Genomic DNA, 25,935 nt, shown 5'->3' with positions numbered 1-25,935 from the left:
ACGGTACAAGCGCACAGCGCGTTGACGTAGCTCGTCGGGGTATTTCTTCGGTGCTGCCACGGACGACTTCCTCCCCCACGGCCATCAGACCATGATCAAGAAGCTCCATGAAAGCGGGGGTGGCTCAACCACCCGCAGCAGCCTCGCGTTTTGGCGCGGTGAGACGGGGGACGCGGCGGGCGCGGTCACCGCCTTCGAGAAACTTCTCACCGACCAGCTTCGGGTGCTCGGCCCCGACCACCCGGATTCCCCCGCCGCCGACGCCTCAACCGAGGCGGCGACCGCCGCGCCAACGCCGCACTCCACCGCATCGCCCTGACCCGATCACGTGGTGACCACCGCACCCGCGACTACCTCGACCGACGCAGCAGCCAAGGCCTGACCCGCCGCGAAGCAGCCACCCGATGCCTCAAGCGCTACATCGCCCACGAGGTCTACCACTTGCTCCGCCAGCCAACCCAGCAGATCAGACCCCACGAACCCCTTGGAAACATAGGGGCATCAGACCCAACGGGGCCCAGTGTCGCAATCGCAGGTCATTGGACCAAGTGAGCTTCAGGCGTCAAGACGGCCAGAAGGCACCCTGAGTGCCACATAAGTCACTCTGTGTATCGGGCATGCGCTGAGGTTGTCCTGACGTCTGTCAAGCTCAAGATCGCCGATGGCGGTACGAGCGGCGGACTTTATCTGTGCAGTTTTGTGAGGTAACGTCGCCCGCACACCGGTAAAACTACGTACATGCAGTTTGCAACGACGACACAGTTTTCAGCGTCAGGAGTTTTTGATAGTGAAGAAGAAAGCGGTTGTCCTGCTTAGCGGAGGTCTCGACTCGACGACTGTGCTGGCCGTAGCCCGCGCCGAAGGTTTCGAGCCTTACGCGTTGAGCTTCCAGTACGGACAGCGACACACGGTTGAACTGGACGCAGCCGCTCGAGTCGCGGCGGCGTTCGATGTTCCGCGGCATGTAGTCGCTAGCATCGACCTTCGAGTCTTCGGCGGATCTGCGTTGACTGATGACACCATCGCCGTCCCACACCACGACAGCGCCGACGAGCTGGGCTCTGAGATTCCGGTCACCTATGTGCCAGCGCGTAACACGATCTTCCTGTCCTTCGCGTTGGCTTTCGCTGAGACGATTGGCTCATCGGACGTGTTTATCGGCGTCAACGCTCTCGACTACAGCGGCTACCCGGACTGCCGTCCCGAGTACATCGCCGCCTACGAGCAGATGGCGAACCTCGCCACCAAGGCTGGAGTGGAAGGAACGCAGAAACTGAAGATCCACACGCCGCTGGTCGCGTTGACGAAGGCCCAAACCATCGAGCGAGGACTCGCTTTGGGCGTGGACTACGCGATGACGCACAGTTGCTACGAGCCAATCGGAGACCGTGCGTGCGGAACCTGCGATTCATGCCTGCTTCGCATACGCGGCTTCGCCGAGTTGGGCTTGACCGATCCGTCGATGGTCCCGGCAGCACAGTGATGTACCGGGTCAAGGAGATCTTTTATACATTGCAGGGTGAAGGCAGCCACGCGGGACGCCCCTCCGTGTTTTGCCGTTTTACTTCCTGCAACCTGTGGACCGGACGTGAACGCGACCGTCATCGAGCCATATGCCAGTTTTGCGACACGGACTTCGTCGGCACGGACGGCCAGGGTGGGGGCCGTTTCCGTTCTGCGGCCGATCTCGCCTCCGCAGTGGCCAAGGCATGGCAGGGCGTCGAGCACCCGCGCGCCCGTCGGTATGTGGTGTGCACCGGCGGAGAGCCGCTCCTGCAACTCGACGCCGCCGCGGTGGACGCCTTGCACGCCGAGGAGTTCGAGGTGGCGATTGAAACCAACGGCACCCAGCCAGCACCGCCCGGCATCGACTGGATCTGTGTGAGCCCCAAATCCGGCGCCGAGCTCGTCCTGACCACCGGCGATGATTTGAAGCTGGTGTACCCCCAGCCCGAGGCGATGCCCGAACAGTTCGAACACCTTGAGTTCGGCAAGTTCCTGCTGCAGCCTATGGACGGCCCGCAACGCGAGGCGAACACCATGGCGGCAGTCACGTACTGCCTGGAACACCCTCAGTGGCAACTCAGCCTCCAGACACACAAGTATCTCGGGATCGCATGATGGAAATCTTCCGCGAGTTCACCTTCGAAGCAGCCCACCGACTGCCCCAGGTGCCTGCCGGACACAAATGCGCCCGGTTGCACGGCCACTCATACCGCATCGAGGTTCACATCGCAGGCGAGGTCGACCCGACGATGGGCTGGATTATGGACTTCGGTGATCTGAAGGCTGCCGTCAAACCAGTGATCGCGGAACTGGACCACTACTACCTCAACGAGATTTCCGGCCTGGAAAACCCGACGAGCGAAAACCTAGCCCGCTGGACGTGGGACCGACTCATCAACGCGCTGCCGCTGTCAGCGATCATCGTCCGAGAGACCTGCACGTCCGGCTGTGTTTATCGAGGTGAACGATGACCCTCATCGACGTGCAGGCCCTACCTGACCAGCGCGGCATCGCACTGGACACCGTCGGTATCGACGGGCTGCGCTACCCCGTGCTGATCTGCGACGGCCAAGGCAATAAGCGCGACGTGGTTGCCAGCATGACCATGGCCGTTGACGTCGAGGCCCGAGTCAAAGGCGCTCACTTGTCCCGCTTCGTAGAGGTCCTACACGCCTGGCGCGACGAACTCGATGCAGCGAGCATGCTGTTGATGGCCGACGATCTGCGCCAGCGGATGGGCGCGCAAACCGCGGCAGTGTCGGCCGCGTTCGTCTACTTCCTGGAGCGCAATGCCCCCGTGACTGGCGCGGCATCGTTCATGGACTACCCGTGCACGATCACCGCCACCAGCGGCGGCCCCTCGGGCGGCAAAGTGTCACTGCGAGCGGAGGTCGCGGTGACCAGCGTCTGCCCCTGCAGCAAAGCGATCAGCGACTACGGCGCCCACAACCAGCGGGGCCGGGTCACCATCGATGTCGACCTGACAAGCCATGACAGCGGGCTGTGGTTCGACGACTTGATCGCCGTCGCCGAACAATGCGGCTCGTCGCCGCTGTACGCGCTGTTGAAACGCCCAGACGAGCGGCATGTGACGATGGCCGCCCACGACAACCCAGTCTTTGTCGAGGACATGTCCCGCAACGTGGTGATCGCCCTGCGGGACGAGCCACGAATCAGCCGGGGCCAGGTTCGGGTCGTCAACGACGAAAGCATTCACAACCACGTCGCCTTCGCCCAGGTATTCTGGTCAGCCCGTAGGGAGCCGCAGTCATGACCGGTGAGCGGCAGGGTACATTGCACATCGTTGTGACATGCGCCAATCGAAAGCGCCACAGCGTGCCTGCGGACCTGCACCTTCGTTCGATCACCGAGCAGCGTCCAGCGGATCGCTTCGCCACCTGGTCTGGCCGACTGGACAGCTCCGACTCGGCACGCACATCGGCGATCGACGCCTATGCCGGCGAGCACTGGACAGTGATTCGGGAACTCGCCGCGTCCCCTATCGGTAAGAGTGTGCAGCTGTGGATCGCGTCTGCGGGCTATGGCCTGATCCCCGCTGACGCCCAGATCTGCGCCTACGCCGCCACGTTTTCCGCTCCCGCCGCAGACGCGGTCGGGCCTACGGTTTCTGAGGTCAGCGACTGGTGGCGGCGGCTCGGGGATTGGGTCGGCCCTGCGGCAGGCCAGCCTCGCACGTTCCAGCAGTTGGTCGCGTCCGATAAGTCTGCAACCGTGATTGCCGTGCTGTCGGAGGCATACCAGCGTGCGTGCGCCCAAGATCTCCTCGCAGCTGCCAGACTCCTCGACCGCGACACCCTGTCGGTCATCGGTCCATCAGCCGCGCACGCCCCACTCGCTGACATTCTTGTTCCGGTCACCGCGAAGCTGCGACACACGGTTGGCGGCAGCTTGCAGGCCCTGAATGTCCGGGCGGCAAGATACCTACTCGAACACGGCGATGGAACGCGGCGCGCTCAGTTGCGTACTGCTGCGGTGGCCGCCGCGCCGGTCAATCCTCCGCCGGCCCGCGCCGTCGGGCAGAAGATGTCCGACGCCGAGGTCGCCGACTACATTCGCGGGCACGCCCACACCAGCGCTACTCACCTACTGCGCCAATTGCGGGCCACTGGTCGATCGTGCGAGCAACATCGTTTCGCTGACCTGCACCGTGACGTCTGCAAGGTGCACCGGGCATGACCGACCAGATTACGGCGTTGAAGCGCCGGGCGCTGCGCATCGACCAGATCGACAGGCATCCGCTGTACCTGTTCACTTTGACTGCGGCCGAGGTTCTCCAAATCGCCGATGTGTCGCGGGTCAGCCGTAACGACGCCAGCCAACTGATCGGCTACCAGCGGCCCGAAGTTCGCGGTCACGTCCAAGACATCATCGACTACCTCAACAGCGGTCCGGTGATCTTCCCCAACGCCATTATTCTCGCCTTGTCGTCCCGAGCGACTTTTACTCGCAGCCGCGGACCAGGCACGAGCGATGGACTAGCCACCTCGGGCACCCTGACCCTGCCCCTCGCCGGCCTGGGGGAAGCCAAGCCTGCATGGATCGTCGACGGGCAGCAGCGCGCGATCGCGTTGTCGCGTGCCGAGCGTCACGACTTCCCGGTGCCGGTTACCGCGTTTGTCGCCGATTCGGTCAGCCTGCAACGCGATCAGTTCGTTCGGGTCAACAACACCCGCCCGCTCCCACCCAACTTGGTCACGGAGCTTCTGCCGGAAGTCGACGCGCCACTGCCACAGCGGCTCAGCGTCCGCAAAGCCCCGTCGTTGGTGTGCGACCGCCTCAACCACGATCCACGATCCCCCTTTCACCAGATGATCAAACGGGCTTCCACCCGTGGCGATGCTCTACGCGTCGCGGTGATCGCCGACAACAGCATCGTGTCAATGATCCAAGAAAGCCTTACTGCCGCAGCGGGCTGCCTGTACCCGTATCGGAACTTGACGAGCAACGAGATCGACACCGACGGCATCCATCACGCCCTGTGCATGTACTGGTCGGCGGTACGTGACGCATTCCCAGAGGCGTGGGGCAAGCCTGCCACCGACAGCCGGCTCATGCACGGCGCGGGCATCCGTGCGATGGGTCGACTCATGGACCGGGTGCTGTCGATCGTTGACCCGCGCCGCCCCGACGCCGCCGAGCAAATCCGCAAGGAGATCGACCTCATCGCGCCCTACTGCCGATGGACCTCCGGCACCTGGGACCAGATCAACCTGGCGTGGGATGCGGTAGAAAACGTGCCGGGGCAAATCCAGACTCTGTCGAACTACCTCGTCCGTGTCTACATCGACGTGCGGGCGGCACGACCATGAAATACTTCTTCCCCGACAGTCAAGACCAGATCGACCCCGGCTTCGACTTCGTCACCGAGGAACGCGATCCGATGAGAGTCCGCCAGCGCGATGATCTCTACGCGCACGAGGTCTTCGACCCGCCGCCGTTCCACGGGCTGCTGGTCGCGAAGTCAATCGTCGACGGCTACTCCAGTGGGGCGGGCGGAAAGTACACCGGGGCGCAGCGCAACCGGCTCCGCCGGGAAGGCGCCCGCCGGTTTTTCCGCCTCGACCATGTCCACGGGCCGCTTGACATCATGGGCGACTGTGGCGCGTTCACCTATCACCAATTGCCCGAGCCGCCATTTACTGTCGATGAGGTTATCGAGTTTTACGGCAGCAACGACTTTGACTACGGCATCTCCGTCGACCATATCGTCTTCAATATGAAACCCCTTGTTCCTGTTGATCCCAATAGTGAGACAGTGCGCGGATGGGCCGCCCGCCAGGAACTCACCTTGACGCTGGCCAACGAATTCTGGCAAAAGTGCAAGGATCGCCAGGTCAGGTTCCAGCCGCTTGGAGTCGCGCAGGGCTGGAGCCCAGGCTCCTATGCCGAGTCGGTGGCCGCGCTCCAGCGCATGGGCTACCGGCGTATCGCCATGGGCGGAATGGTCCCCTATAAGACCCCCGAAATTCTGGCCTGCCTCGCCGCGGTTGATGAAGTTCGCGATCCCAGCACGCAGTTGCACCTCTTGGGAATCAGTCGCTGCGACAACGTCCCAGCGTTCGCTGGGCATGGCGTGACGAGCTTCGACAGCACCTCACCATTCCTGCAGTCTTTCAAAGACGACCGCGACAATTACTACACCCCTGGATCGACTTATGTGGCGATCCGCGTCAAGCAGGTGGAAGGCAACGCCCCGCTGCGCAAACGGATCGCTGCCGGCGAGATTGACCAGCGCAGGGCGATCCAACTGGAGCGAGCTGCATTGCGGCTGCTGCGCGAATACGATGCAGGCCTAGCTGCCGTGGACGATACGGTGGCCGCCGTCCACGAATACAGCGCATTAATCGATCCCCATGTCGATCGGCGTGCCGACTACCAAAGGACCCTGCAGGACATGCCGTGGCGGGACTGCAATTGCCCGTTGTGCTGCAACGAAGGAATCGAGATCGCGGTCTTCCGCGGAACCGAGCGCAATAAACGGCGCGGCTTTCATAACCTGTACGTATTCAGAAATAGATTGCGTGCTCAACTCGGAGAGGACCCAACGTGACGCAGGCCCCCGACAGCTCTTCTCGGTCTGGCCGCCGGCGGCTTCTACGCCTGCCCGCGCTGGAGATCAACCAAGGCAACCGGATCGTCTACACCTTCGCCATCGACGGCAAGCAGCTGCCGGACATCGCAACGGTGTCGCGCATCCGCCGCGATGACGGCATCAACCTGCACGGATACCAGCGGCCGGAGAACCTTACACACATCAAGGCGATCCGTCGTTACCTCGAAACCGACCCCAGACCGATGCTGCCCAACGCCATCGTGGTCGCTTTTGACGGCACCGTCCAGTTCCGCGGCAAGAAGTCCACCGATGAAGAACGGCCTGACTTCGTCCGGTCAGGGACGATCATCATTCCAGTCATCGCCGACGCCGAGGAGCATGAGAAGCCTGGCTTCATCGTCGATGGGCAGCAGCGCACCGCCGCGATCCGAGACTCACATCTCGACGAGTTTCCGGTGTTCGTCACCGCGTTCATCGCCGATACGCACGCTGACCAACGGTCCCAGTTCATCCTGGTGAACTCAACCAAAGCGCTCCCCAAGGGCCTTATCCACGAACTGCTGCCCGAAGCGTCCGGTGCCCTGCCCGCGTCCCTGATGATCCGGCAGTTGCCGGCGACTCTGGTCGCCAACCTCAACTACGTGCAAGAGTCACCGCTATACTGCATGATCCAGACCCAGACGAACCCAAAAGGTCTGATCAAGGACAATTCGATGCTGCGGATGCTGGAAGGCAGTCTCGAGAACGGGGCGCTGTGGCCGTACCGGGGCGACAACACCGACGCGAACCTCGATCGTATGCTGTCGATCTTGCACAACTTCTGGAATGCGGTCTCCCAGGTCTTCCCCGACGCCTGGGGCATCCCGCCACGGCGCTCCCGCCTCATGCACGGTGTGGGCATCCTCGGCATGGGCGTCCTGATGGACGAGATCGCCCATGCCCGCGGCGGCGGCGACCAGATCACCACCGAGGCCGAGTTCGCCGCGGATCTGAAGGCCATCGCCGACGACTGTCACTGGACCGAGGGCATATGGCCGTTTCCAGACGGACCGCGCACCTGGAACGCGGTAGAGAACACCAGCCGAGACATCGCCCGAATGCAGCAGTTCCTCATCGGCCGATACCGTCAGCGAGTGGGCGGTCACCAGTAACGCGCTAGTCCCGCCGCCACACCTCTTCGCCCTCTTCGGATCGCTGATCGAGCAGCCGTATCTCCACGGTCTCGATCAGCGCCCGGAGCGTCAATATGCTAGCCGGTGCCGTGGCGCGTCAGGCGTTGTTGACCGCCTGCCAGGTCTGTAGCGCTCCGGCTGCGGCACGTAGCAAGGAAGCGGAGCCGCAGCCGTCAGCCTCGGTGATGATGGTGCCGGTAGCCGTGTTGGCGCGGATGAAGCCCGTCGCGGCATGCGTGGCGCAACGAGTTGCCATCACGACGATGTCGGCGTGCTGGGCGTGCTGCTTCAACTGAGGCGACCCGACGTGGTCTGAGGCCGCGTGGATCGAGGTCTGAGGTGCTAGGTCGCGCAACGCGGTGCGGGCCCGGCTGAGCGCGGCTTCATCGAGGGAGTACAGAAGGACCTTCAGTGCCGGGACGTCTGCGAGAGTTGGCCCAGTAGACGGTTCGTCGGCCCTTGCAGGTGTCGGCTGCCAGATGAGGTTGGTGCCAAGTTCGGCGTCGAGTTGCTCGGCGAACATCCGTAGGTCGACGTCAAGGCGGCTGGAGTGGACCGCCAGCGGCGTCAGGAGCCTGGACGCGAGGCGTAGCCGCGCTTCGGAGTCGGGGCACGGCATGCGCACCAGAAGGTCAGCGAGGTCCAGGGCGACAAGGGCTCGATCAGGTCCGACCCAGCGCTCCGTTTCGGCGCTGAGATCGTCGAGCAGTCCAGCATAGGTGTCGCTACCTGGACTTGATCGCAGAACCGTCTCGGTCAGTGCGACGATCCCGGCCAGGTCGCCGGGGCTGAGCCAGTTGTGAACGAGGGCGAGCTCGATATAGACGGCTGCGGTACGCGGGGCGGGGTGACCGAGGTCGTCGGCGTCGAGGAATGCTCCGAGCATCTGCCAGGCACGCTCTGCCTGCGCGTTGTCCAGACCGGTGAGTACGGCGGCCATGTCCTGGTCCACCGTGTAAGGCTGGGGCCAAACGTGCCAGGCTTCCTCACGCAACGCGGCAGCTGCCGCTGGAACGCCAGCCGCTTGCGCTTGAGCGAGCGAGACCCACGAGTCGATGTTGGGCGTGGCCTGGGTCATCGCCGGGTCGGCGAGGACAGTTTGCGTTTCGGGTAACACGCTTGCGGCTGCTGCGACCAGATTCGGGTGGCGGTCGAGGCGTATTCGGATGTCGGAATCGTCCAGCAGAAGGCGAACCGTGTCGTGGTCCGCACGCACGTGCGCGGTTAGCAGGACGACCCAGAGCGCATCGTTGCTGAGGTCCCCGACGGTGCCCCGCAGGTTGCGCGGTAGCACAGCCCCGTTGGCGGTCAGGCTGGTCTTGGCAGCTTCGATGTCGTTGGCATTCAGCGCCTCAGCCAGCGATTGGTGATAAATGGCGGCGAGGATCGCGTCGCGGACAGGTCCGGGTGGGTCTGCGGCGAGGACGTCGGCCAATTCAGGCAACTGGAGCAGATCGGCATCACGGCCGATCTTCGCCAGACGCTTTATGCGCAGGTGAGCGAGGTTGGCGCCGCCAAGTCCGCCGGTGGCGGTGAGTTGACCGAGAACTGCAGCCGACGACGTGTTGTCACCAGCAGCGAGGGAGACCTCGAATTCACCCAGCAGCCTGCCGAGAGGCTTGGGAATGTGCCAGTTGCGTACTCCACGACGCCCGACGGTGCTCTGCATCTGGCCTAGCGCTGCCCAGGCTCTGCCTTCGTGCTGCGGTGTAGGGCTGCGCAAGACGAACGTGGTGTCCGGGCCGACGAGGTCGATGACTGCCTGGTCGACTGGATCGGCGGCGTTCAGAGCGGCCGGCAGGCCATTGAAGTAGCTGTAGGTCGGCCCGACAAAAGCCATCAGTAATTCCGACACCATGGTGGCGTGTGCCGGATCCCAGGCGATCACGTACGCGGACAGGTGGTCTGGCCGGTCCGGTGCCCTGCGAGGCAGAACGACCGGGATGTCGGAAGGCTGGCGCAACGCCTGCAGGAGTTGGATGAGACGTTGCCCGGCCTTCGTTGTCGGGTCCTCAGCGGGATCGACCAGGTTTCCCTCACCGAAGAATCCGGCGATGAAGGCGTCGATCCGTTCGGGCGCTGGCTTAGTCACTGCCGGACCGTCCATCGGTGGTTGAAATCCATTCGTGCGTGAGCGGCGGCCTGCTCGTCAGTGCGGTATGTCACGGACTCGTCGTTGACCAGTAGTCCGCGGGCCGTGAAGTTCATGGACCCGGTCAGCAGCCACCGTCTGCCGCACAACGTCTTCTCGTGAACGTCGGGGTGGTCGACGATGTTGAGGTGGTCCGCATGGGCTTGGCGGCGCAACCGGTCGAGGAAGGTCCGATTGTGATCGTCAGGACGAGACACGACGTTCAACGTCGTACCGGCTTGGGTTAGTTGGGCCAGCACCTGGGACAGTGAGTAGGTGCGAGCGACCGGGTCGAGGAATAGGGTGTCGAAGTCGCCACGGGTGTTGTCGAGCGCGTCGATGTCGCTGATCCAAGGCGAGACGAGCCATAACTCGGGGCTTGGGTGGAGAAGTTCGCTGACCAGGATCGTGGTAAGGATTGGCTCAGCGGAGATCCCCGTCGTGCCGCTGGTGCGGATCAAGCGGTCGGACATGTCACTGTACCGCCGCTCGTAGTTCGATGCGCGCCCGTAGATCAGCGCCGAAGCGCCGCAAGCCCGTGACCTCGCCGTGGATCCGCAGGACGTCACGATCGATGGAAATCACCGCCACCTGTCGGATGGCGTCGGCAAGGTCCTCGCTGCGGGTGGTGTCGGCGACCAGTTCGACCGCGTTGTGCACACCGAGTGTCGCCCGGTAGAAGTCTTGCCAGCCGTTGGCAGTCACATCGATGGTGGAGAGCAGTTCATAATGGACGGCCGCGGCTAGCAGCCTGTCCAGGATGGGAGGCTCTGTGTATGGCTGGTAGTGATCGAGGTGAGCCACTCGGGCCGGATTCCCCCGCGGCCACAACATGCTGAAGACCTGGTCGGCGCTCATGGACGTGCCGGGGCCGGAGAGGTTGAGTCTGCCGGTGGCGACAGCGTAGGCGATGATCTGTGCATCGATCTCGATCCCGAGGCGCTGCTCGATGTCTGTCCACGCGACCATGATCGCCTGGACTGTCCGGTCGGTGTTGGCGTCGCTGCCGCGTCGCAGGAGTCTGGTGGACAATGCGGCGACCGCGCCGTGGCGCGGGTTCCCATCCAGGTCCGTCCAAGCCTGCCGAAGGCGGGCGAGGGCTGCTTGGGCGTTGGCCGACGAGGGCGCGTCGCGGAGTTCGCGCATCGCGTTAGCAGCAAGGCCGTTAGGGGTTTCCACGACGTGGGTTAGCAGGCGGGTGAGGGTGGCGTCGACATACTCGAGGTCGCTGGGCGCCAGCGCGCTGTCGACGAGGCCCCAGAATCTGCGGGGGTCGCGGGCGTAGTAGCTGGCGAGTTGCTCCACGACGCCGAGACCGCCAATCGTGGTCTCGGTGAGCCAGATGGTGCTGTCACCGTCCGCCGTGACCGGCGGGACGACGTCGACGATGAGGTCGGTGTCTTGGGCGTCGGGGCAGGCGCGCTGCCCGGCGGCGAGGATCGCAGCGGCGAGAGTGTCGCGGTAGCAGCGCTGGGCGAGGCTGGTGGTGTCAGCGGCTATGTCTGTGGTCCACAGCAACTCCGCGTGCCGGTCGAGGCAGGCTCGGACGCTCGTGTCGCGGCTGAGGTCCTCAAGAGCATTGATCAGTTTCTGCGGTGGGATCGCCACGCCTGTTCCGCTGGTGTCGCGGTAGAGGATCTGGAGGATATTGGCGAGGTCTTGCGCCCATGCGCCGTTCGTCAACTGCTGCTGGATCTGCTGCGGTGCCCTTGTGCCGTCGATGCCTGCCAAGACGAAAGCCGTCAGATAGACGGCGATCAGGCGGTCGCGTTGGAAGATGTTCGCGATCTCGTTGAGGCTGGGGTCCTCCCGGACCGCAGTGGTGAATGCTATGCGCCGCCAAGCCGGCGACGACAAATGTGCGAAGACGGCAGCGTCGGCGACGTCAAGCGGTGCGACGGTGATCCGAAGGCCATCGACGGCGAGGCTGAAGCCCAGCGCGGCTGGGCTGCCGTCGATTCGGTATCGCACTTGAGAGCTGGTGGTCTGGCCGTTGTTCGTGACTGTCTCGCATTGCGCCCCGGGAGTCATCCGGCGGGTGGTAGCCGGGTTGCCGGCCGCGTGGGTGGCAAATCCGACTGAGGTGATCTTCCGGGCCCAGGTGGACGGGTTTGGAATGGAGCCGGCGATCGGGCCTGCGGCTGAGACCAGGATTTCGGAGATCCACTGCGGCGTGCCTTGGGAACGATCGGATATGTCGGTTGGCGGCTCCGACAGTGAGATGACCTGTGGCCGCACTACTTCAACAAGACCGGCCGGTGTGCGCCACTGTCCCTCGCGTGCGTAGGCCGGCGCGAACAGTTCCACGTCAAGCCAGCCGCTGGCGTGCGGGCCTGGCAGCGGCAGCCATGTGCGGTCGTTCTGGTTGCGGTGGCCGTAGCGGCGGCTGACACGACCGGGCACCGCCTCACGCAGGGCACGTTCGATGGAGAGCGTCTCTGGCTCAGACCGAGGGAATGGCAGCGTCAGGGACACCTCTGGGACGTTAAGGGCGTCGTACAGGGCTGCAGTGATGTACTCGGGCAGCAGTTCGCCCTGGCTGGCGCCGGGATCGCGGACGCTCGGGCGCCAGCCGCTGCGCAGGCGGCGCAGGGCGGTAGGCACGACGCCGAGCAGCAGCGCGCGGGGCTGTTCCCACAGCAGCGCAGAGGCTTCGTCATTGCTGACTCGCAGGGCGTTGCGCAGATGGTTGGCCAACTCGTCCTGCAGGCCGGTGCTGTCCAGCAATTCGTCGAGGAGGTCAATCAGCGGCTTGTCGGGATCTGTCGAGGGCTTGGGCTGCGCTGGCGCCTTCAAGGCCACTCGCGGGTCGATGCGCCGGCTACGACTGGTGAGCTTGCGTCCGAGCCAGTCCAGCAGCGCCTGCGTCGCCTGAATCTTGAGGACGTAGCGGTTGCCGACCGGTAGGTGCCGTGGCGGGATCTCGGGCGCAAAGAGCGTGTCAAATGCCTGGTAGGCCAGGCGATCTCGCCCGTAGTCCGACAATGTCACGACGGTGATCGGACGCATTTCCCGGCGTCGGCCTGCCCGGCCTTGACGCTGGATGAAGGCAGCCGCGTCACGAGGAGCTTTGTGCTGCATCACCAGCCCCACCCGTGGGTCGTTGAAACCGACCTCCAACGACGCGGTAGCGACGATCACATCGGCATCGCGGTCCACCCCTGAGTCCTGCGACGTGGTGCGGCCTACACGCAGGCCATTGGAATCGGCCAGGGGAGACAACGCGTGGCCGATCATTCGTGCCAGGTCCCACGACTGACCGTCGTCGAACCGTGCTGACGACTGCGGAGCGTCTGGCGACCGCAGGCCGGCCAGCACGTGCCCGCCGAGTCGACCACGGGCGAACCGCGGCCCGGCGCCTTCGGCATCGCGCAGGTCGTCGTAGAACCGGTTGTTAACGTCGAGATCGTCGGTGAAGATGAAACCTCGTGACCCGAACAGGCGTTCCCGGCCGGGCATGTCGAGGATCCGCGCGTAGAGCATCGCGGTCTGGATTGACACCGATAGCAGGCTGACGCCGGACACCGGGTCGCCACGGAGCGCGATCGAGTACTGGCGTCCTAGGTCCTCCAGGTCTGCTGGCTGCGGCTCGATGTGGTCGACCGCGATCTCTTCAAGGCCGGTCAGTTCCGCGAAGAACGTTTCGGCGTTGCGCAGGGTGGCGCTCAGGCCGACAAAAGTCACCGGTCGGCGCACCGCATGCCGCCAACGACGCAGGAGCAGCGCCACCTGCGCGCCATGGACACCGGTGTAGGTGTGAACCTCGTCGAGCAGGACCAGCGCCGGCGTCTTCCCGCCACCCTGCCAACCCAACAGCCGCCCGAGGTTGTGATCGCTGCCATTTCGGTTAAGCATTTCGGTGGTGGTGAACAGGAGGTCCGGGGGCCGCTGGCAGAGAGAATCCCTGGTCAAGGCCAGTTGATCTTCTACCCGGCAGGAGCAATTGGTGCAGGCCAGCACTTCGCGACGCCGTGTGCGATCTGCCTCCGGCCATACCATGTCGCTGCCGCATTCGGGGCAGGGCAGGAAGGGACAGATCCGGTCGGCGCCATTGTGTTGCCATGACCTCGCAGTCACCGGGCCGGTCAGGAGGAACCGGTCCTCGGCGTTGCGGGGGGTGTCGCCGTAGAGCGCGCCGATGCGCAGTGGCCGGCGTCCGTTTTTGGCGAGCACGTCACCGACTTGCCGAGCCGCGTTGACCGCTTCCCGAAGCTGATCGCGGAGTAGTTCCTTACGCGGATACAGGGCGACGGTGTGGAGCCGGTGGTGGCCCGGTCGTGCATCTTCAGCGATGGCGGCGAACGCCGGCAGGTAGAACGCGAGTGTTTTTCCGCTGCCGGTGCCCGCGCCGACGATGACACCGCGGTTAGCCATCGCGCTGAGCGCGATCGACACCGCCGATGTTGCTTGCACCTGGAACCGGGCCAACGGTCGCTCCGCGATCTGGGCCGCGGCGACCTCGGATTGCACCGTCGACCATTGGGCTGCCTGCTCCAGTTCGGCGAGCACCGCATCGGTCGGGAGATCGCGCCGCGGGTACTGGCGTGCCGCGACGTGCAGGCGGTAGTCCGCGACAAGCGGGCGTCCTTGATCCCACCACCGTGCGGGAGGGTTCGTGACGTCGCGCGGAACGAACAGCTGCCGCAATTGTGTGGTCAGGCGGAGGGCCTCGGCCATGCGGGTCCGATACCTCGGTGGAGATGAGCCCGGCAGTCGGAACAACAAGCCCTGCTCGATCAGCGTCTGGATCACCCCCTGAGCGTTGAGGGCCGCCAGGTGGCCAGTGTCGATCTGATTTTCAATCAGGCCGACGATCTCGCTATGGGCGAGGGCGCCGTTGGTGACCCCCCAGGCGAGGAGTGGAAGCTCCAGATCCTCTAGTGCGTCGAGAAGGTCCGAAAGGTCGGGCAGAGGCAGCGGGGAGGTCACGCATCCCTCCGGCGTAGCTGGATCTGCTCAGCTACGGGTGTGCTTCTCAGCAGTGCGATGTCGTCATCCGACAAGTCGGAGAGCATCAGCGGACTCCGTGCCGATAGGCGATCGAGGATGTCGATGAGCTCATTAGGCAGCTCCGGCTGCTGCTGAAGGGTGTCCAGAAGAAGTTCGTAGGTGGTAGCGAAGGCTCGGATGTCACTGGGCGTTGGCAGGGCTGTACGGATCTTAGCGAGCAGAGCCCGGCGTTCACGAACATCCTTGCGTTCGTCTGACGACAGCAGGGCGTCTCGATTGCTTGGCAGCGCGTCCAGGCGTGCACCGACCCATGCCTCCCATGCCTGCTTGGCCATCGCTTCTCGCTGTGCCGCGGCGCCTTGGACCTTGGTCAGGGCTGCTTTGAACGTGGCGTTGGAGGAGTTGCCCTGCGTGAACTTCCGGCGAAATTTCTCGTAGCCATCGTCGATCGCCTTGTCGAATGGCGCGATCCCCTCGAGTGCGGCTACACCACGGGTGATGGTTAGCGCGCGGTCCAGGGCCTGCAGCGCAGTCGACAACTCGGACCTGCGGTGGGCGATCCGTTCAATCTCCTGGCGTTCTGAACGCCCAGCGTGGATCGCCTCCGCCTGAGTCTGGAACAGGCTCGCCTTGTCCAGGACGGACACAGCGGTCACTGGCCCTTGCGGCTGCGGATCGATTCCCACTCTTCCATCACCTTCTCAATCTCCGTGTCCGAGCCTGAAACCACAACCCGCGCCCGGGCGGCGATGGCGGCCAGCGCTTCGGTGAGCCAGGTGTCGGTGAGCTCAAGGAAGTGTATGGCTTGGCTCAATGACGGGCCGTGGTCCTGGCCAGTCACGAGCAGTGCAGCATTGTTCTTCTGTGGCTCGTCGGCCGCTGACCAACTGTCCAGCCCTCGTTCCAGCCGGTCGATGGCTGCCCAGTCGATGCCGTCCGCCGCTGCGAGTACGCGCTGGAACTCCTTTTCGTCCTGCGGTACCTGCCCGATGGCTGTCCCCGCCTCGAGCGCGCCAGCGACCGCTCGTACGACGTCGCGACCTCGGGTGCTCTTGGGGAGCATCTGTCGTAGCCGTTCCACCCGACTCTGAAACATTTTGGCCTGATTCGCGAGGATAACAGGCATTTGACTAAAGCCGCGTACGCCCGCCTTTACCCAATCGGGTGCCTCGGAGCCGTAAACCTGTGACCAGGTCCAGTCGCCGGACGCTAGACGCAGGAGGGGCAGTAGGTGCGCTACATCGATGAGGCGCACGGCACCACTGGTTCCCCGCCGGAACCCGAAGGCGTGTCGCAACACCGACACGAGCGCACTGCGAGACTGGAGGTGGCGATCCATCACGGCGATCCATTCATCGCTTCGGGCCGCTCGATCGCTCAAGCCCCAACCCCCGCCGTCGTCCAGAACGGCATTGATCAGTTGTGCATCGTTCATCGTCGGCGAGGCTTGGCCGCCGAGCAGAGCTCCGATTAATGAGGCCCGAAGGCCGAGGATGAGTTGCGCATCACTGGTCCCCTGATCGTCGCGGACACGTTGAACGAGGGAGGGGGCGTGTGAACGGGCCATCTCACTTAGGCGCCGGACATGTTCGGCGTTGCCAGGGATCTGGCCTGATCGAGCGGAGAGAAGCCCCTGCATGAACTCTGAATTGCTCGCGGTGCGTTTCAGCTTGATCGGCGCGTCTTTAGTTCCGAAAAGGTTCTCTGCTGCTGCGCCTATGATCGAGACAGTGGTGGATTTCGGCGCCCAGATGCGCTTGATGTCGGCGGCGGACGGCTCAGCCATGATGGGATCCACCCATTGGCAGCGCCGTGAAACTGCCTCGCTGATGATCAACCGAATCTCGTTAGCCGTCCCTTGGTCCAGGTCTATGTTGCGAGTCAGCCACCGCTCGATATCTGACATCGCCTTCACCGTGGACGAGGGCATGCCAGTGGCGGCCGTCCGAGCTTTCCCGGGCGCCTTGCTCGTAACCGTCGGACCGGGCCTGTCGTCTGCGTTGGGGTCGATCGCCACTGGCGGCAGTGCGAATGCCGTGTGGATCTCGTCAGGCAGGTTAATTACCTGCGTGGGCGCATCTCCCCAGAACTCAAGTACGAGCGACCGTCGCAGCGAATCGAGAGGATCGAGGTCTTCAACGGTGCGAGATACGGCACCGGAAAGCGAGCTGTCGATTGAAGACAGCGGGTATTCTTCGCGGAATTGAGCGCTGGGAAATTGGCCATCGCGCAAAGTTGCGGCATGCTCCACAAGGACGTTGCGAACGACCTCGCCGAGGACGCTGCGTGGATTGACACTGTCCGGTTTCGGGCTAGGGCCCCGAGAGTGAACGGCACGAATGAGCGCGCTTCGGTTGAACGGGTACAGGCCATGACCCTGTTCGGTCTTACCGAAGCCGGCGTGGCAAGCCGAGATCATCTCGCACGATTCGCAGGCGTTCGGCACGTCGGCATCGGTGCGGACGGCGATACTGTCGAGGCTGTCTCGGCCGAGGCGCGCGGCGTTAAGATACCGCCCGGCGAAGGAGAGCAGCGGCTCCTGATCCCCATCCTTGTCAGCGAACTGCCGGCCAAGGTCGTAAACATGTGGGGTTGCAGCGCGGGCCCGGGTCAGGACCGTCTGATCGAGTTGCAAAAGGTAGCCGGGCGTCACGGCCATTAGTGTCCTCATCGGCGCAAGCGTTGCTACGCCATCGCGCTCGCCGACCTCGATTACAGCATCGAGGAGGTCACGCTGGACGCCTTGGATCAGCGCGAAGTCTTCGATCAGCAAGACGATTTCTTTACCTTGCTTGGCGAATAGGCGCCTGATTTCTAGCAGTGCGCCCTGCAGTCGTCCCACTCCGACCGTTGCGTTCATCACGGCTGCGGACAGGCTCTGGTTGAGGAGGTCTACGGCCGCGACTTGCAATTCGGGTCTGGTGGTGATGATTTGCAGCAGCCGCTGAGCCTGCCGTGAGGCGTGGCCGGGATTGTCGATGGCTGTCGGCAGGTCGTCGACTGTGAAGGTCCATGGCCGTTCAGGCTGGTCTTCTCGGCGGTCGGCGAGGAGGTTGGCGACCAGTTGGGGGATGAGGCGATGTGGCTGCAGCAGATGCTGGCGAACGTGGGGGTCGAGCAGCAGCGCGCCGAGTCCGTCAGGTTGCACAAGCCGTCGTGCCGGCCCGTCCGGCGGGGGAGCAGCTATGACGGCTTCTTGTAACTGATTAAGCAGCCGGTTCTGCAGGCCAACGTCGTCTATCTGCGATGTGACCCGTTCGACATCGGCCCGTAGGGCGTCGAATTGCTCGCCTTCAGCGTGCTCGAGCAGGGCTGAGACGACTGCTTTGAGACTAGTTCGTAGCTTCGGGAGGTAGATGACGTGTCGCCGCTTGTCGCTCGGCGTCTGCTCTTTGATCCAGCGTACGAGGTGCGACTTTCCCGTGCCGGAGGCACCGACAATCGGCATGAGGAGCACGCCGTTGGGTGTCTTGCGCGTCAAAAAGTCGTTGCGGACTTTCTGCTCATCCACCGCCCGGCCAAGATCATCCATGTGGGTGCCGTCGACTTGAGCGCGAAAGATTCTGAGCGGCGCATGGGTGGCCATGAACACCGACAGCGAGGGGCTGACAGCTTCGGTGCTGATGAGGTTTGCGGCGCCGTTGGGACTCCAACAGACGTACCTGGCGAACTCAGGCATCGATTTCCTCCAGCACGACTAGTTCGGTGACGCGTCGCCGACCTGCGGCGGTGTCCGGGTCAATCAGGACAATGTCGCGGGGTGCGTCATCGTGCTGGCGAAGATCGACCCATCCCCGGCCAGCCGCGCTGAGCAGCGCGAATGACAGAGCTGGAGACAGCGTGTCGTGTCCGGGGATGCCCAGTTCGCGGCTGTATGCCCCTCCGGGCAGCACCGGCAGAGCTCGGAGCAACGCCGCCTCCGCTTCGTGTCCGAGGATGCGTGATTTGGCTGGCCAAAGCTGGCGAATCGTTCGCCCGACAGCAGCGGTGCAGTCGGGAATGATTCGACTGGCGCGGCCATCATTGCCAAGAACGGATGGCTCGGCGAATCCTAAACCGATCGACCAGTAGACAAACCGATCCCAGCGAAAGCTGCTCGAGAATGGCTTGACATTGGGCTGGGCGGGGAAGGGGCGGAGTGACTGCTCATCGGACGCTTCGTCCCAATTCAGGGCTGGCCCGAAGGGGTCCCGAGCGAGGAACCAGGCGAGCGCCCGGGTGAGATCTCGTGGTCCCCGCAGATCAGGATTGTCGGCGAGGCCGCTGTTTCGCTCGTCGGTGAGTATGGCGCCCCGCAAGAAGTCCACGAAGAGCGAGTAGTCCTCGACGCGCAGGGCTTGTGCCGCCGGGGCAAGCGTCAGTGTGTTGTCGATTACGGTCAAGGTCCCATAGTTCGCGAGAGTTTTATACGCCCATTCGAACGTCGTGTCCTTCTCGGCGGCAGTAGCATCACCGAACAACGACACCGGGCTCATCAGAGCCTTCGCGTCCTGAATCTGGACTGGCTTGCCTAGGAAGAGAAGTGCCCGGGTGACGGCCCACATCGGCGCAGGCACCGATGCTGGATCATTGAGTAATGTCATCACAGCGCTCCGAGTGCGGTTGCGGCCGATATCTGGCAGGCGTCGAAGTCCGTCAGAGGATTGCGCTCACCAGGCGGGAACTCCGGATGAACGAGGTAAGTGACATCCCCACTAAGGAGCCGGCAGCGGAGGGCAGCATCGACTGATGCCGTCCTGTCGAGCCACCAAATTAACGGTCCCTGGTAGCTGGCGAGCAGATCAGAATCGAGATCAACGATCACGGGAGTTGGGTGCGTCTGGGTTTGAAGCGAGGCGGCCATGGCTCTGTGGAGGCCGGGGCCTCCCACGACCGATAGCCCACGCCTAACCAGCTTGGCCATTAGGTCAGGTATCTGGTCCTGGTACTGATCCGGTGTGCGCCAGTAGATCGACAACGTCGTGGACGATCCTCGGACCTCACGCAGGGGGTCGCCAAGGCGGTTTGCCCAACTGTGTACGCCGGGATGTGGTTCGAGTCCCGTTCTGAGTAGTCCCGAGTCGAGGCGTGGCCGCTTATCGGTCCGGCAGTGGGGGCAACCGCGGCAGTTGAGTTCGGTGGTGAGGCGTCCGCCATGCCATTCCGCCCCGTAGTAGCCACTGAGGGTGGCACCGATGCACTGCTTGTCTGCGAGAACCTCCTCGATCGCGGCCCATGCCCTCTGCTGGGCATCCGCAAGAATCGAACGTTGCTGAGCGACTTTGGCCAACCAAGCGGACTCTCGGTTGGCGTCGCCGCTAAAAAACTCGACGTCGATGACGTTGACGGGACTATCCTTCGCTATCAGTTCGCCTGGGTCCCCTGACGCGTCCGCGGTCCGTTCGTCGAGGGCTGGTAGTAGTGCGATGAGATTCGATCTTGCCATGAGGTTGAGGGTCCGAATATTCCACTGCCTATTGCGGGCGGCGCCGTCGGCCATGTCTGCGGGGTAAGAGTCGAGGTCGACTCGGTGAATCCTCGGCGTGATCGCGACCGCGCCCGCTGCCATCCGCTCCCACCTAGTCCAGCCCCGAACGGCCGTGATGACCTTCTGCCTTGAGAGCTCAGCGGCGGCGGGGATGTCAGCCGGAGCCACGGCAAGCAGGCTGACTGACGGTGCCCCATCGCGACCCGCGCGCCCGACTTCCTGATAGAACCGGTCAATCGTCTCAGGCATGCACGAGTGGACAACCGACCGGACACCGGCCATGTCGATGCCTAGGCCGAACGCCGATGTGCCGACAACGACGTCGAAGCGCGTGGGTTGATCTCCGGGGCCGCCACGCCAACCTTCTACAACCTCGCGGCGTTGTGCACCGGTCGACTCACCTGAAATATGCCCTACGCGGCGAATACCGTGATCGGCGAGCAACTCGACCCACTGGCTGACGTCTTTGCGTTTGGTCACGTACAGGGCGATCGGTCTGGGCAACCTACCGAGGGCGTCGAGCACCGCCGCTTGCCGGTCGTCCGGATTAGCGAAGCGACGGACGTAGTAGGCGGGTTCCTTCCGTAGTGCCGACGCCCACACAACGGTCGTCTCCGCTCCCCGGAAGAGGGCGGCGAGGTATGCGACCTGGTCGTCGGTCAGGGTAGCGCTCATCGCGACGGTCATTGGCCGGCGACTTTCAGGGGAGGCGGCCAGCCAAGCTAGACGTTGTGCGGCCATTGTCTGAAAGTCGGGCCGGAACTCGGTGCCCCACTGCTCGACGAGATGCGCTTCGTCGATGACGACGTATCGGAGCAGGCCTCTCCCCGCTGCTTCCTGTAGTGCGCTGCTCAACCCGGTCACGACTGCCTCGGGGGCCGCAAACACGATTCGCTGGCGACCGTCGCGGATCGCTGCCCTAATCGACTGCTTGATGTCGTCGTCGATGTCGCCCAAGTAGGCGTAGTGGCCGCTTGGGCTCGCCGGTATGCCGGATTGCCTGACCAGGGCGCGAACGCGGCGTTCCATGTCGATCGCGAGGACGACGGTCGGGACGACGACAACGGATACGCCGACTTGATCGGCAGCGGCGATGATGGGTGCGAGGATCACGTCAGTTTTACCCTGCCCAGTGGGTAGGCAGACGATAGCCGTCGTCCCGGGTGGGGCGAGTGCGATCGTACGCGCGGCCTGCCGCTGCCCTAGGGATGTATAGGTCGAGTGGCCCAAGCTGGTAGTCCAGAAGGGGTCGGCCGGTGCTCGGTTAACTGGGTACGGCCTGGCCCGGTAGACATCCTCGACCTCAACGGTGATCGCCGATGGGTCGTCGTGATCGCCATGTGGGGGCAACCACGGCTTCGCTGCCACTGTCAGGTCGTCGCCATCCGTTCCGATGATGACGCACCCTGCGGCTTCCCACTGTTCTCGGGTTGGCATGCCCGACCGAAGCGAGACTCGAATATCGGCCGCAAACTGTGTGCGAGCATGCTGTTCCAACAAGATCTGGCGAACAAGGGCCGCGACGTCGTACCAGCCCGCCTCGTCGGACTCGGAGCCGCGTAGCGCATCGCGAAGCCGCCGGCAGGTCCCGCTAACTTGTTGACCGGCACCGTCGCCGTGGTCTTCGAGTAACTGCTGAGCGGTTGCCAGGTCGTCCCGGGTCATCGGGCACCCTGCGACAGGTCTCCCACGACGCAGCAAGTGACCGACACCAGGCTCACACGTGGATCGGCAAGGGAGCTGACGAGGTGCTCCTCGACCTTCACATCGGCCAGGAAACTCTCGGTGTCGCCGAGCAGGCGGCCAGCAGCATGCCTGGCAAGGGCTTGTGCACGTGAAACGGCCAGCACCCGCATCGCCTGTTCCCGGGCAGCGGCACACCGCTCGACAAGATCAGTCGACCGCGCAAGATGCGCTCGCGCCGCCGCGTCTGCTTCGTATGACGCGTCCGTGAACTTCTGTCGATCACCAAAAAGGTCGAGCAACAGCTTGATGCGATCAGTGTTGAGATTGATGTCGCCGCGACGGGGGTCGTAGGGCCGCTCCAGGAGCGCGAGCAATCCTTGCTCAGACACCGCCGACGCAGCGGCTACTCTGATCCAGACTCGGCGCATGAACGGTTCGAGCAGCCGATCGGCTTGCCGACGAAGAGCTCGAGCCACCTGTTTCGATGCCTCGAGTGCCTTCTCCGCAGAGGCTGTCTCGGCCTCCACCAGATAGTCGAACCCGAAGAACACCTGGGGGTCTCCGTGGCCACGGCGCCAAAAAGCCGAAGCCTGTCCGCGGTCATCAATGTTGACGACATTGGCCAGCAAGTCCACGAGTGGGCTGCCGACGCGAAACAGCCGAGTTCCTGGCATTCTCAAGGCAACGGTGCGGTTGAAGACCCCTGCCATCATCGGCTCGCTGACGTGGCGTGCCCTAGCGAACAACCGCGGGGGCATCAGCGGGGCTGCTGCCCCCAACCCAAAGTGCACCAGCGGCTCACGTGGGGAGGAGGAGCGGCGCACCGACAGTCGAAGGCCACCATTTCCATCGCCGGCATAGCCACAGATCGCCTCCTGCATCTTGCGCCAGTCCAGTTCGACGGCACCAACCGCCTCGGCGATGTCTCGTAGCCCGGTGTCAGTCTCGTAAATCGCTTCAAGGCTGTCGATCGTGTCGACATCCTTCTGCTCGCGTACGAGGGCTTCGTGGACTGTTCGAGCCTGGCGGAGGATGGCTTGGGGTCCGTCGATCAACCCCTCCCGCCACAGAGCGGGTAGAACGCGTTCAACGCCTGCTTGCAGCGCGGAGATCGACTTACCGAAAACAGTGAAACCGGTTTCGAGCACGCTGGCCCACGCTCCAGCAAAGCTGTAGTCGCCGGCAGGGCTGGACAGAACGATCTGCCGCGCCGGCCCGCTGATGGTCATGTTGTGATAACGGTCCACCCTTCCGAGCCGCTGTTCCAGACGGTTCGGCGACCATGGAAGGCGGCAATGCACGATGGCCTCGGCGATCTGGAGGTTAAGACCATCCTCTGCGCTTTCGTCGCAGATCAGGACGCCTCCCTTCGCGGACCACTCACGCACACTGGTTTGGCTCGCTTCGCCGCCGACTACGGTCGTGTGCTCAGCGACGATAACGGACTTGTGATGGCGTATCTCGCCCGCAAGCCTGCTGGCGAGTTGGCCCGCACCGCAGAACGCGACCACCCGTACATGGGTCGAGTAGGTGTCCAGTACGGCGCGGACCATCGCGTCGAGGTCATCGTCGCTATCCGTAACCATCTCAGAGAGGTCGGATTCGCCGGGAGCAATTGGTACGGCTCTGAGAATTTCGCGTTCGTACGCCGTCAACGCTGCCCGCACTGCGGCATCGCCATCGTGATGCCACCGCCACCGTAGGGCGTCGAGAAGATCTTCGAGGTTGCCGCCGGCGCGCGAAGCGAGCACTGCCAGGGCAAGGCCGTAAGCGCCAGCGTGACTGAGATCGTCGGTATCCCGCAGCCACCTCGACACGTGTGACTGCCAGGCGAGCACCAAGTCGTGGCCGAGTTCCGATGCAGCGTCATTGAGTGGCACGACCGTCGGCTTCACGCGTCCTGTGACGGCGAAAGGCAGTGTCGATGCGTCGGTGTCCTCGCGTAGCACGGTGTGCCGGCGGTGACGGATAACCCGCCGGTGCAGTCGGTAAGTTTCACCCAAATGAGCCCGGAGGGCGTCGACTCGCGCCGCCAGTTCGGGCCGCATCGACGGATTTCGGAGATCGTCTTGGTCATTAAGCATGGCCAAAACCTCATCTGCTAGAGTCCGGAACCGTGGGTCCGCAGGGATCAGAGCGGTCACCTCGTCGATCGCGCTCGGCAGGAACTGCTCGAAGGTTGCATCCATCGAGTACGCAGCCGTTGCGAGGTCCATACGCGTTCTGAGTCGCTCAGTGAAACCTGCTCGGTCCTCCCAGCGATATACGTCAGGGTCGAGCAGATGTAGCAGGCCGAGATGCGTCGCCTCGTGCCAGAGGATTGGGGTCGCCGACAACAACAGCAGTCGATGAGTTGACCGGGCCAAAGCCGACAATTCAGCATAAGGCGACATCGCCTGGTCGTCTACATCGACGAGGCGATGCGCTTCGTCGACAACGACCAGGTCAAAGCCCTTGAAGCTGTTCCACCGCTCGGGCGCCTCATGGCTGATGATCTTTAGAGTCGCCTCGGGGAAGTCATCGGTGAAGAACCGCTCGAGGAGCTCATGAGCCCACTGGTGGCGTAGCGGTCCGGGCACGAGTACGGCAATGCGCGCCGTGGGATCGTCGATGAGCACCTGACGAATAACGAGCCCTGCTTCGATGGTCTTGCCGAGTCCGACTTCATCGGCCAGTAGGTACCGGGGCACAGGGTCACTAAGCACTGTCAGGGCTGTACGAACCTGGTGAGGATAGATCTCGACCGCTGACGAAAGTAGAGCCGGGATGCTGGCACACGCCGCGCGCTGCGCAACAAGATCGCGGAGCATCGGCAACCGGGCGTCTCGGAAGTATGGAGTCTCGTTGCCGCCGCTCAGCAGCACGTCAATCGGATTATCTACAGGACGGTCCCAGCGCACCCGCAGTTGGTGCGCAGGCAGCCGAAGATCGTACTCCGAGTTGGGAAGACGAACGAAGTAGAAGTCGTCGTCGTTACCCACGATCCGACCCGCGCGCCAGTCGCCAGTATCCGGATCCTGCCAGAAGACGCGCGTCTGCTTGTCAAGCTGGTGACGCCTACACAAGGCAGCTTCGATCCACAGTTGTGCGGCCACCGGCCGCGACACCGAGTCGAAGTAGTCGACGCAGAATTGCAGGTCACGAACAACGCTCACGCGCCCGATGCCGTAGCCGCTCGGTGGCGCCACGAACGTGCCGACCCGCAGTTGCGTACTGAGCTGCGAGGGCCGGTCCAGCTTCAACATGTGCCCCCTATTACGTGTCACAACCGCCAAGGTTATCGACACGGGGTGACAGTCGCCTCCCCCGTCAGTGTCCGTTAACTAGCCTGGTCAGTTGATGTGGGATGCGGTGGGTCGGCGGCTTATGGTAGTGGTCCAAGTGTCGATCATGACCAGGGCCATTGCGTAGTCGAGCCACGAGTCGTTGACCAGGGATTTTAAGGCCTGGAGGCGAAAGGGGCGGGCGAGGTTGCATCGGTGATCATGAAGTTGCGTCGCTTCACGACTCCGAGGAAGACCTCACCCGCCGATGGCATCGTCTCTCATCCAGGCACTGGCCGTAACAGCACCTACCTCCCTCACCCCGGCTGCGCCGGTCATTGAGGCTTTTCCATCGTGATGGTGCTGGTCATGGTGGGTGCGGGGAGCCCGTGTCGACATAGGACGAGGCTCCCGGCAAGACAGCAGTCGACCAAGATCCGATGCCCCGACCGGGAGCCTCGCTGTGCTGTCTTACCCGTCCGCGATCGCGCTGTCCAGCCGGACTCTGAATCACCTGGCCGACCTCATTCGTGCCGAACGCGCTCGGCGCCACACCGCCGGGCCTGTCAGTTCGTTTGTGTAAGGGCCTGACCTGGTTGGTGATGTTATGCCTTGTCCAGGCGTCCGGGGAACATGATGTCGAACTGGTTCATGGCGATCTTCCAGTTGTAGGTTGATCTGCCTCC

At 63.6% G+C, this 25,935-nt stretch carries 17 protein-coding genes; 9 read left to right on the top strand and 8 right to left on the bottom strand.

Features of this window, described 5'->3' with window-relative positions; genetic code table 11:
• Nucleotides 1–91: 91 nt before the first annotated feature.
• The 9 genes from GVV04_RS32540 (at nucleotide 92) to dbpB (GVV04_RS31680) (ending at nucleotide 7,731) form a co-directional block, all read left to right on the top strand.
• Nucleotides 92–319 (top strand): tetratricopeptide repeat protein, encoded by a 228-nt coding sequence (locus GVV04_RS32540; protein ID WP_201754472.1) that lies wholly within the window; start codon nucleotides 92–94, stop codon nucleotides 317–319.
• A gap of 468 nt (nucleotides 320–787) precedes the next feature.
• Complete coding sequence (gene queC / locus GVV04_RS31715; RefSeq protein ID WP_328822676.1) at nucleotides 788–1,483, top strand: 7-cyano-7-deazaguanine synthase QueC; 696 nt, start codon at nucleotides 788–790, stop codon at nucleotides 1,481–1,483.
• On the top strand, nucleotides 1,483–2,121 hold the full coding sequence (gene queE / locus GVV04_RS31710) for a 7-carboxy-7-deazaguanine synthase (RefSeq protein ID WP_201754471.1): 639 nt from the start codon (nucleotides 1,483–1,485) through the stop codon (nucleotides 2,119–2,121). Before queC ends, queE begins: the two co-directional genes overlap by 1 nt.
• Entirely contained in the window at nucleotides 2,121–2,477 is a 357-nt protein-coding gene (gene queD / locus GVV04_RS31705) for a 6-carboxytetrahydropterin synthase QueD (protein WP_161692689.1), read from the top strand. Before queE ends, queD begins: the two co-directional genes overlap by 1 nt.
• Nucleotides 2,474–3,280, top strand: coding sequence for a GTP cyclohydrolase FolE2 (gene folE2, locus GVV04_RS31700; protein ID WP_161692688.1), 807 nt, complete (start codon nucleotides 2,474–2,476; stop codon nucleotides 3,278–3,280). Before queD ends, folE2 begins: the two co-directional genes overlap by 4 nt.
• On the top strand, nucleotides 3,277–4,203 hold the full coding sequence (locus tag GVV04_RS31695) for a hypothetical protein (protein ID WP_235967349.1): 927 nt from the start codon (nucleotides 3,277–3,279) through the stop codon (nucleotides 4,201–4,203). Before folE2 ends, GVV04_RS31695 begins: the two co-directional genes overlap by 4 nt.
• Entirely contained in the window at nucleotides 4,200–5,336 is a 1,137-nt protein-coding gene (dbpB, locus tag GVV04_RS31690) for a DGQHR domain-containing protein DpdB (protein WP_161692687.1), read from the top strand. The genes GVV04_RS31695 and dbpB (GVV04_RS31690) overlap by 4 nt, the downstream gene beginning before the upstream one ends.
• On the top strand, nucleotides 5,333–6,577 hold the full coding sequence (gene dpdA / locus GVV04_RS31685) for a tRNA-guanine transglycosylase DpdA (RefSeq protein WP_161692686.1): 1,245 nt from the start codon (nucleotides 5,333–5,335) through the stop codon (nucleotides 6,575–6,577). The genes dbpB (GVV04_RS31690) and dpdA overlap by 4 nt, the downstream gene beginning before the upstream one ends.
• Nucleotides 6,574–7,731 (top strand): DGQHR domain-containing protein DpdB, encoded by a 1,158-nt coding sequence (dbpB, locus tag GVV04_RS31680; RefSeq protein ID WP_161692685.1) that lies wholly within the window; start codon nucleotides 6,574–6,576, stop codon nucleotides 7,729–7,731. The genes dpdA and dbpB (GVV04_RS31680) overlap by 4 nt, the downstream gene beginning before the upstream one ends.
• 118 nt (nucleotides 7,732–7,849) lie before the next feature.
• Here dbpB (GVV04_RS31680) and GVV04_RS31675 read toward each other — a convergent pair whose 3' ends face one another.
• Genes GVV04_RS31675 through dpdE form a run of 8 tightly spaced genes read right to left on the bottom strand, consistent with a single transcriptional unit; the run spans nucleotide 7,850 to nucleotide 25,231 of the window.
• On the bottom strand, nucleotides 7,850–9,844 hold the full coding sequence (locus GVV04_RS31675) for a hypothetical protein (RefSeq protein WP_161692684.1): 1,995 nt from the start codon (nucleotides 9,842–9,844) through the stop codon (nucleotides 7,850–7,852).
• Nucleotides 9,841–10,356, bottom strand: coding sequence for a phospholipase D-like domain-containing protein DpdK (gene dpdK, locus GVV04_RS31670; RefSeq protein WP_161692683.1), 516 nt, complete (start codon nucleotides 10,354–10,356; stop codon nucleotides 9,841–9,843). Before dpdK ends, GVV04_RS31675 begins: the two co-directional genes overlap by 4 nt.
• A 1-nt stretch (nucleotide 10,357) precedes the next feature.
• Nucleotides 10,358–14,812, bottom strand: a complete 4,455-nt coding sequence (gene dpdJ / locus GVV04_RS31665; protein WP_161692682.1) for a protein DpdJ — start codon at nucleotides 14,810–14,812, stop codon at nucleotides 10,358–10,360.
• Nucleotides 14,809–15,519 carry a hypothetical protein gene (locus GVV04_RS31660; RefSeq protein WP_161692681.1) on the bottom strand — a complete coding sequence of 237 codons (711 nt, stop codon included), beginning with the start codon at nucleotides 15,517–15,519 and terminating at the stop codon, nucleotides 14,809–14,811. Before GVV04_RS31660 ends, dpdJ begins: the two co-directional genes overlap by 4 nt.
• Entirely contained in the window at nucleotides 15,486–18,512 is a 3,027-nt protein-coding gene (gene dpdH / locus GVV04_RS31655) for a protein DpdH (protein ID WP_161692680.1), read from the bottom strand. Before dpdH ends, GVV04_RS31660 begins: the two co-directional genes overlap by 34 nt.
• Nucleotides 18,505–19,416, bottom strand: a complete 912-nt coding sequence (locus GVV04_RS31650; RefSeq protein ID WP_161692679.1) for a hypothetical protein — start codon at nucleotides 19,414–19,416, stop codon at nucleotides 18,505–18,507. Before GVV04_RS31650 ends, dpdH begins: the two co-directional genes overlap by 8 nt.
• Entirely contained in the window at nucleotides 19,416–21,965 is a 2,550-nt protein-coding gene (gene dpdF, locus GVV04_RS31645) for a protein DpdF (protein ID WP_161692678.1), read from the bottom strand. The genes GVV04_RS31650 and dpdF overlap by 1 nt, the downstream gene beginning before the upstream one ends.
• On the bottom strand, nucleotides 21,962–25,231 hold the full coding sequence (gene dpdE, locus GVV04_RS31640) for a protein DpdE (RefSeq protein WP_235967346.1): 3,270 nt from the start codon (nucleotides 25,229–25,231) through the stop codon (nucleotides 21,962–21,964). The genes dpdF and dpdE overlap by 4 nt, the downstream gene beginning before the upstream one ends.
• Nucleotides 25,232–25,935 lie beyond the last annotated feature (704 nt).

The sequence above is a fragment of the Micromonospora rubida genome (genome assembly GCF_009908295.1).
Classification (GTDB): domain Bacteria; phylum Actinomycetota; class Actinomycetes; order Mycobacteriales; family Micromonosporaceae; genus Micromonospora; species Micromonospora rubida.
This window is presented reverse-complemented; position numbering and strand designations above follow the sequence as displayed.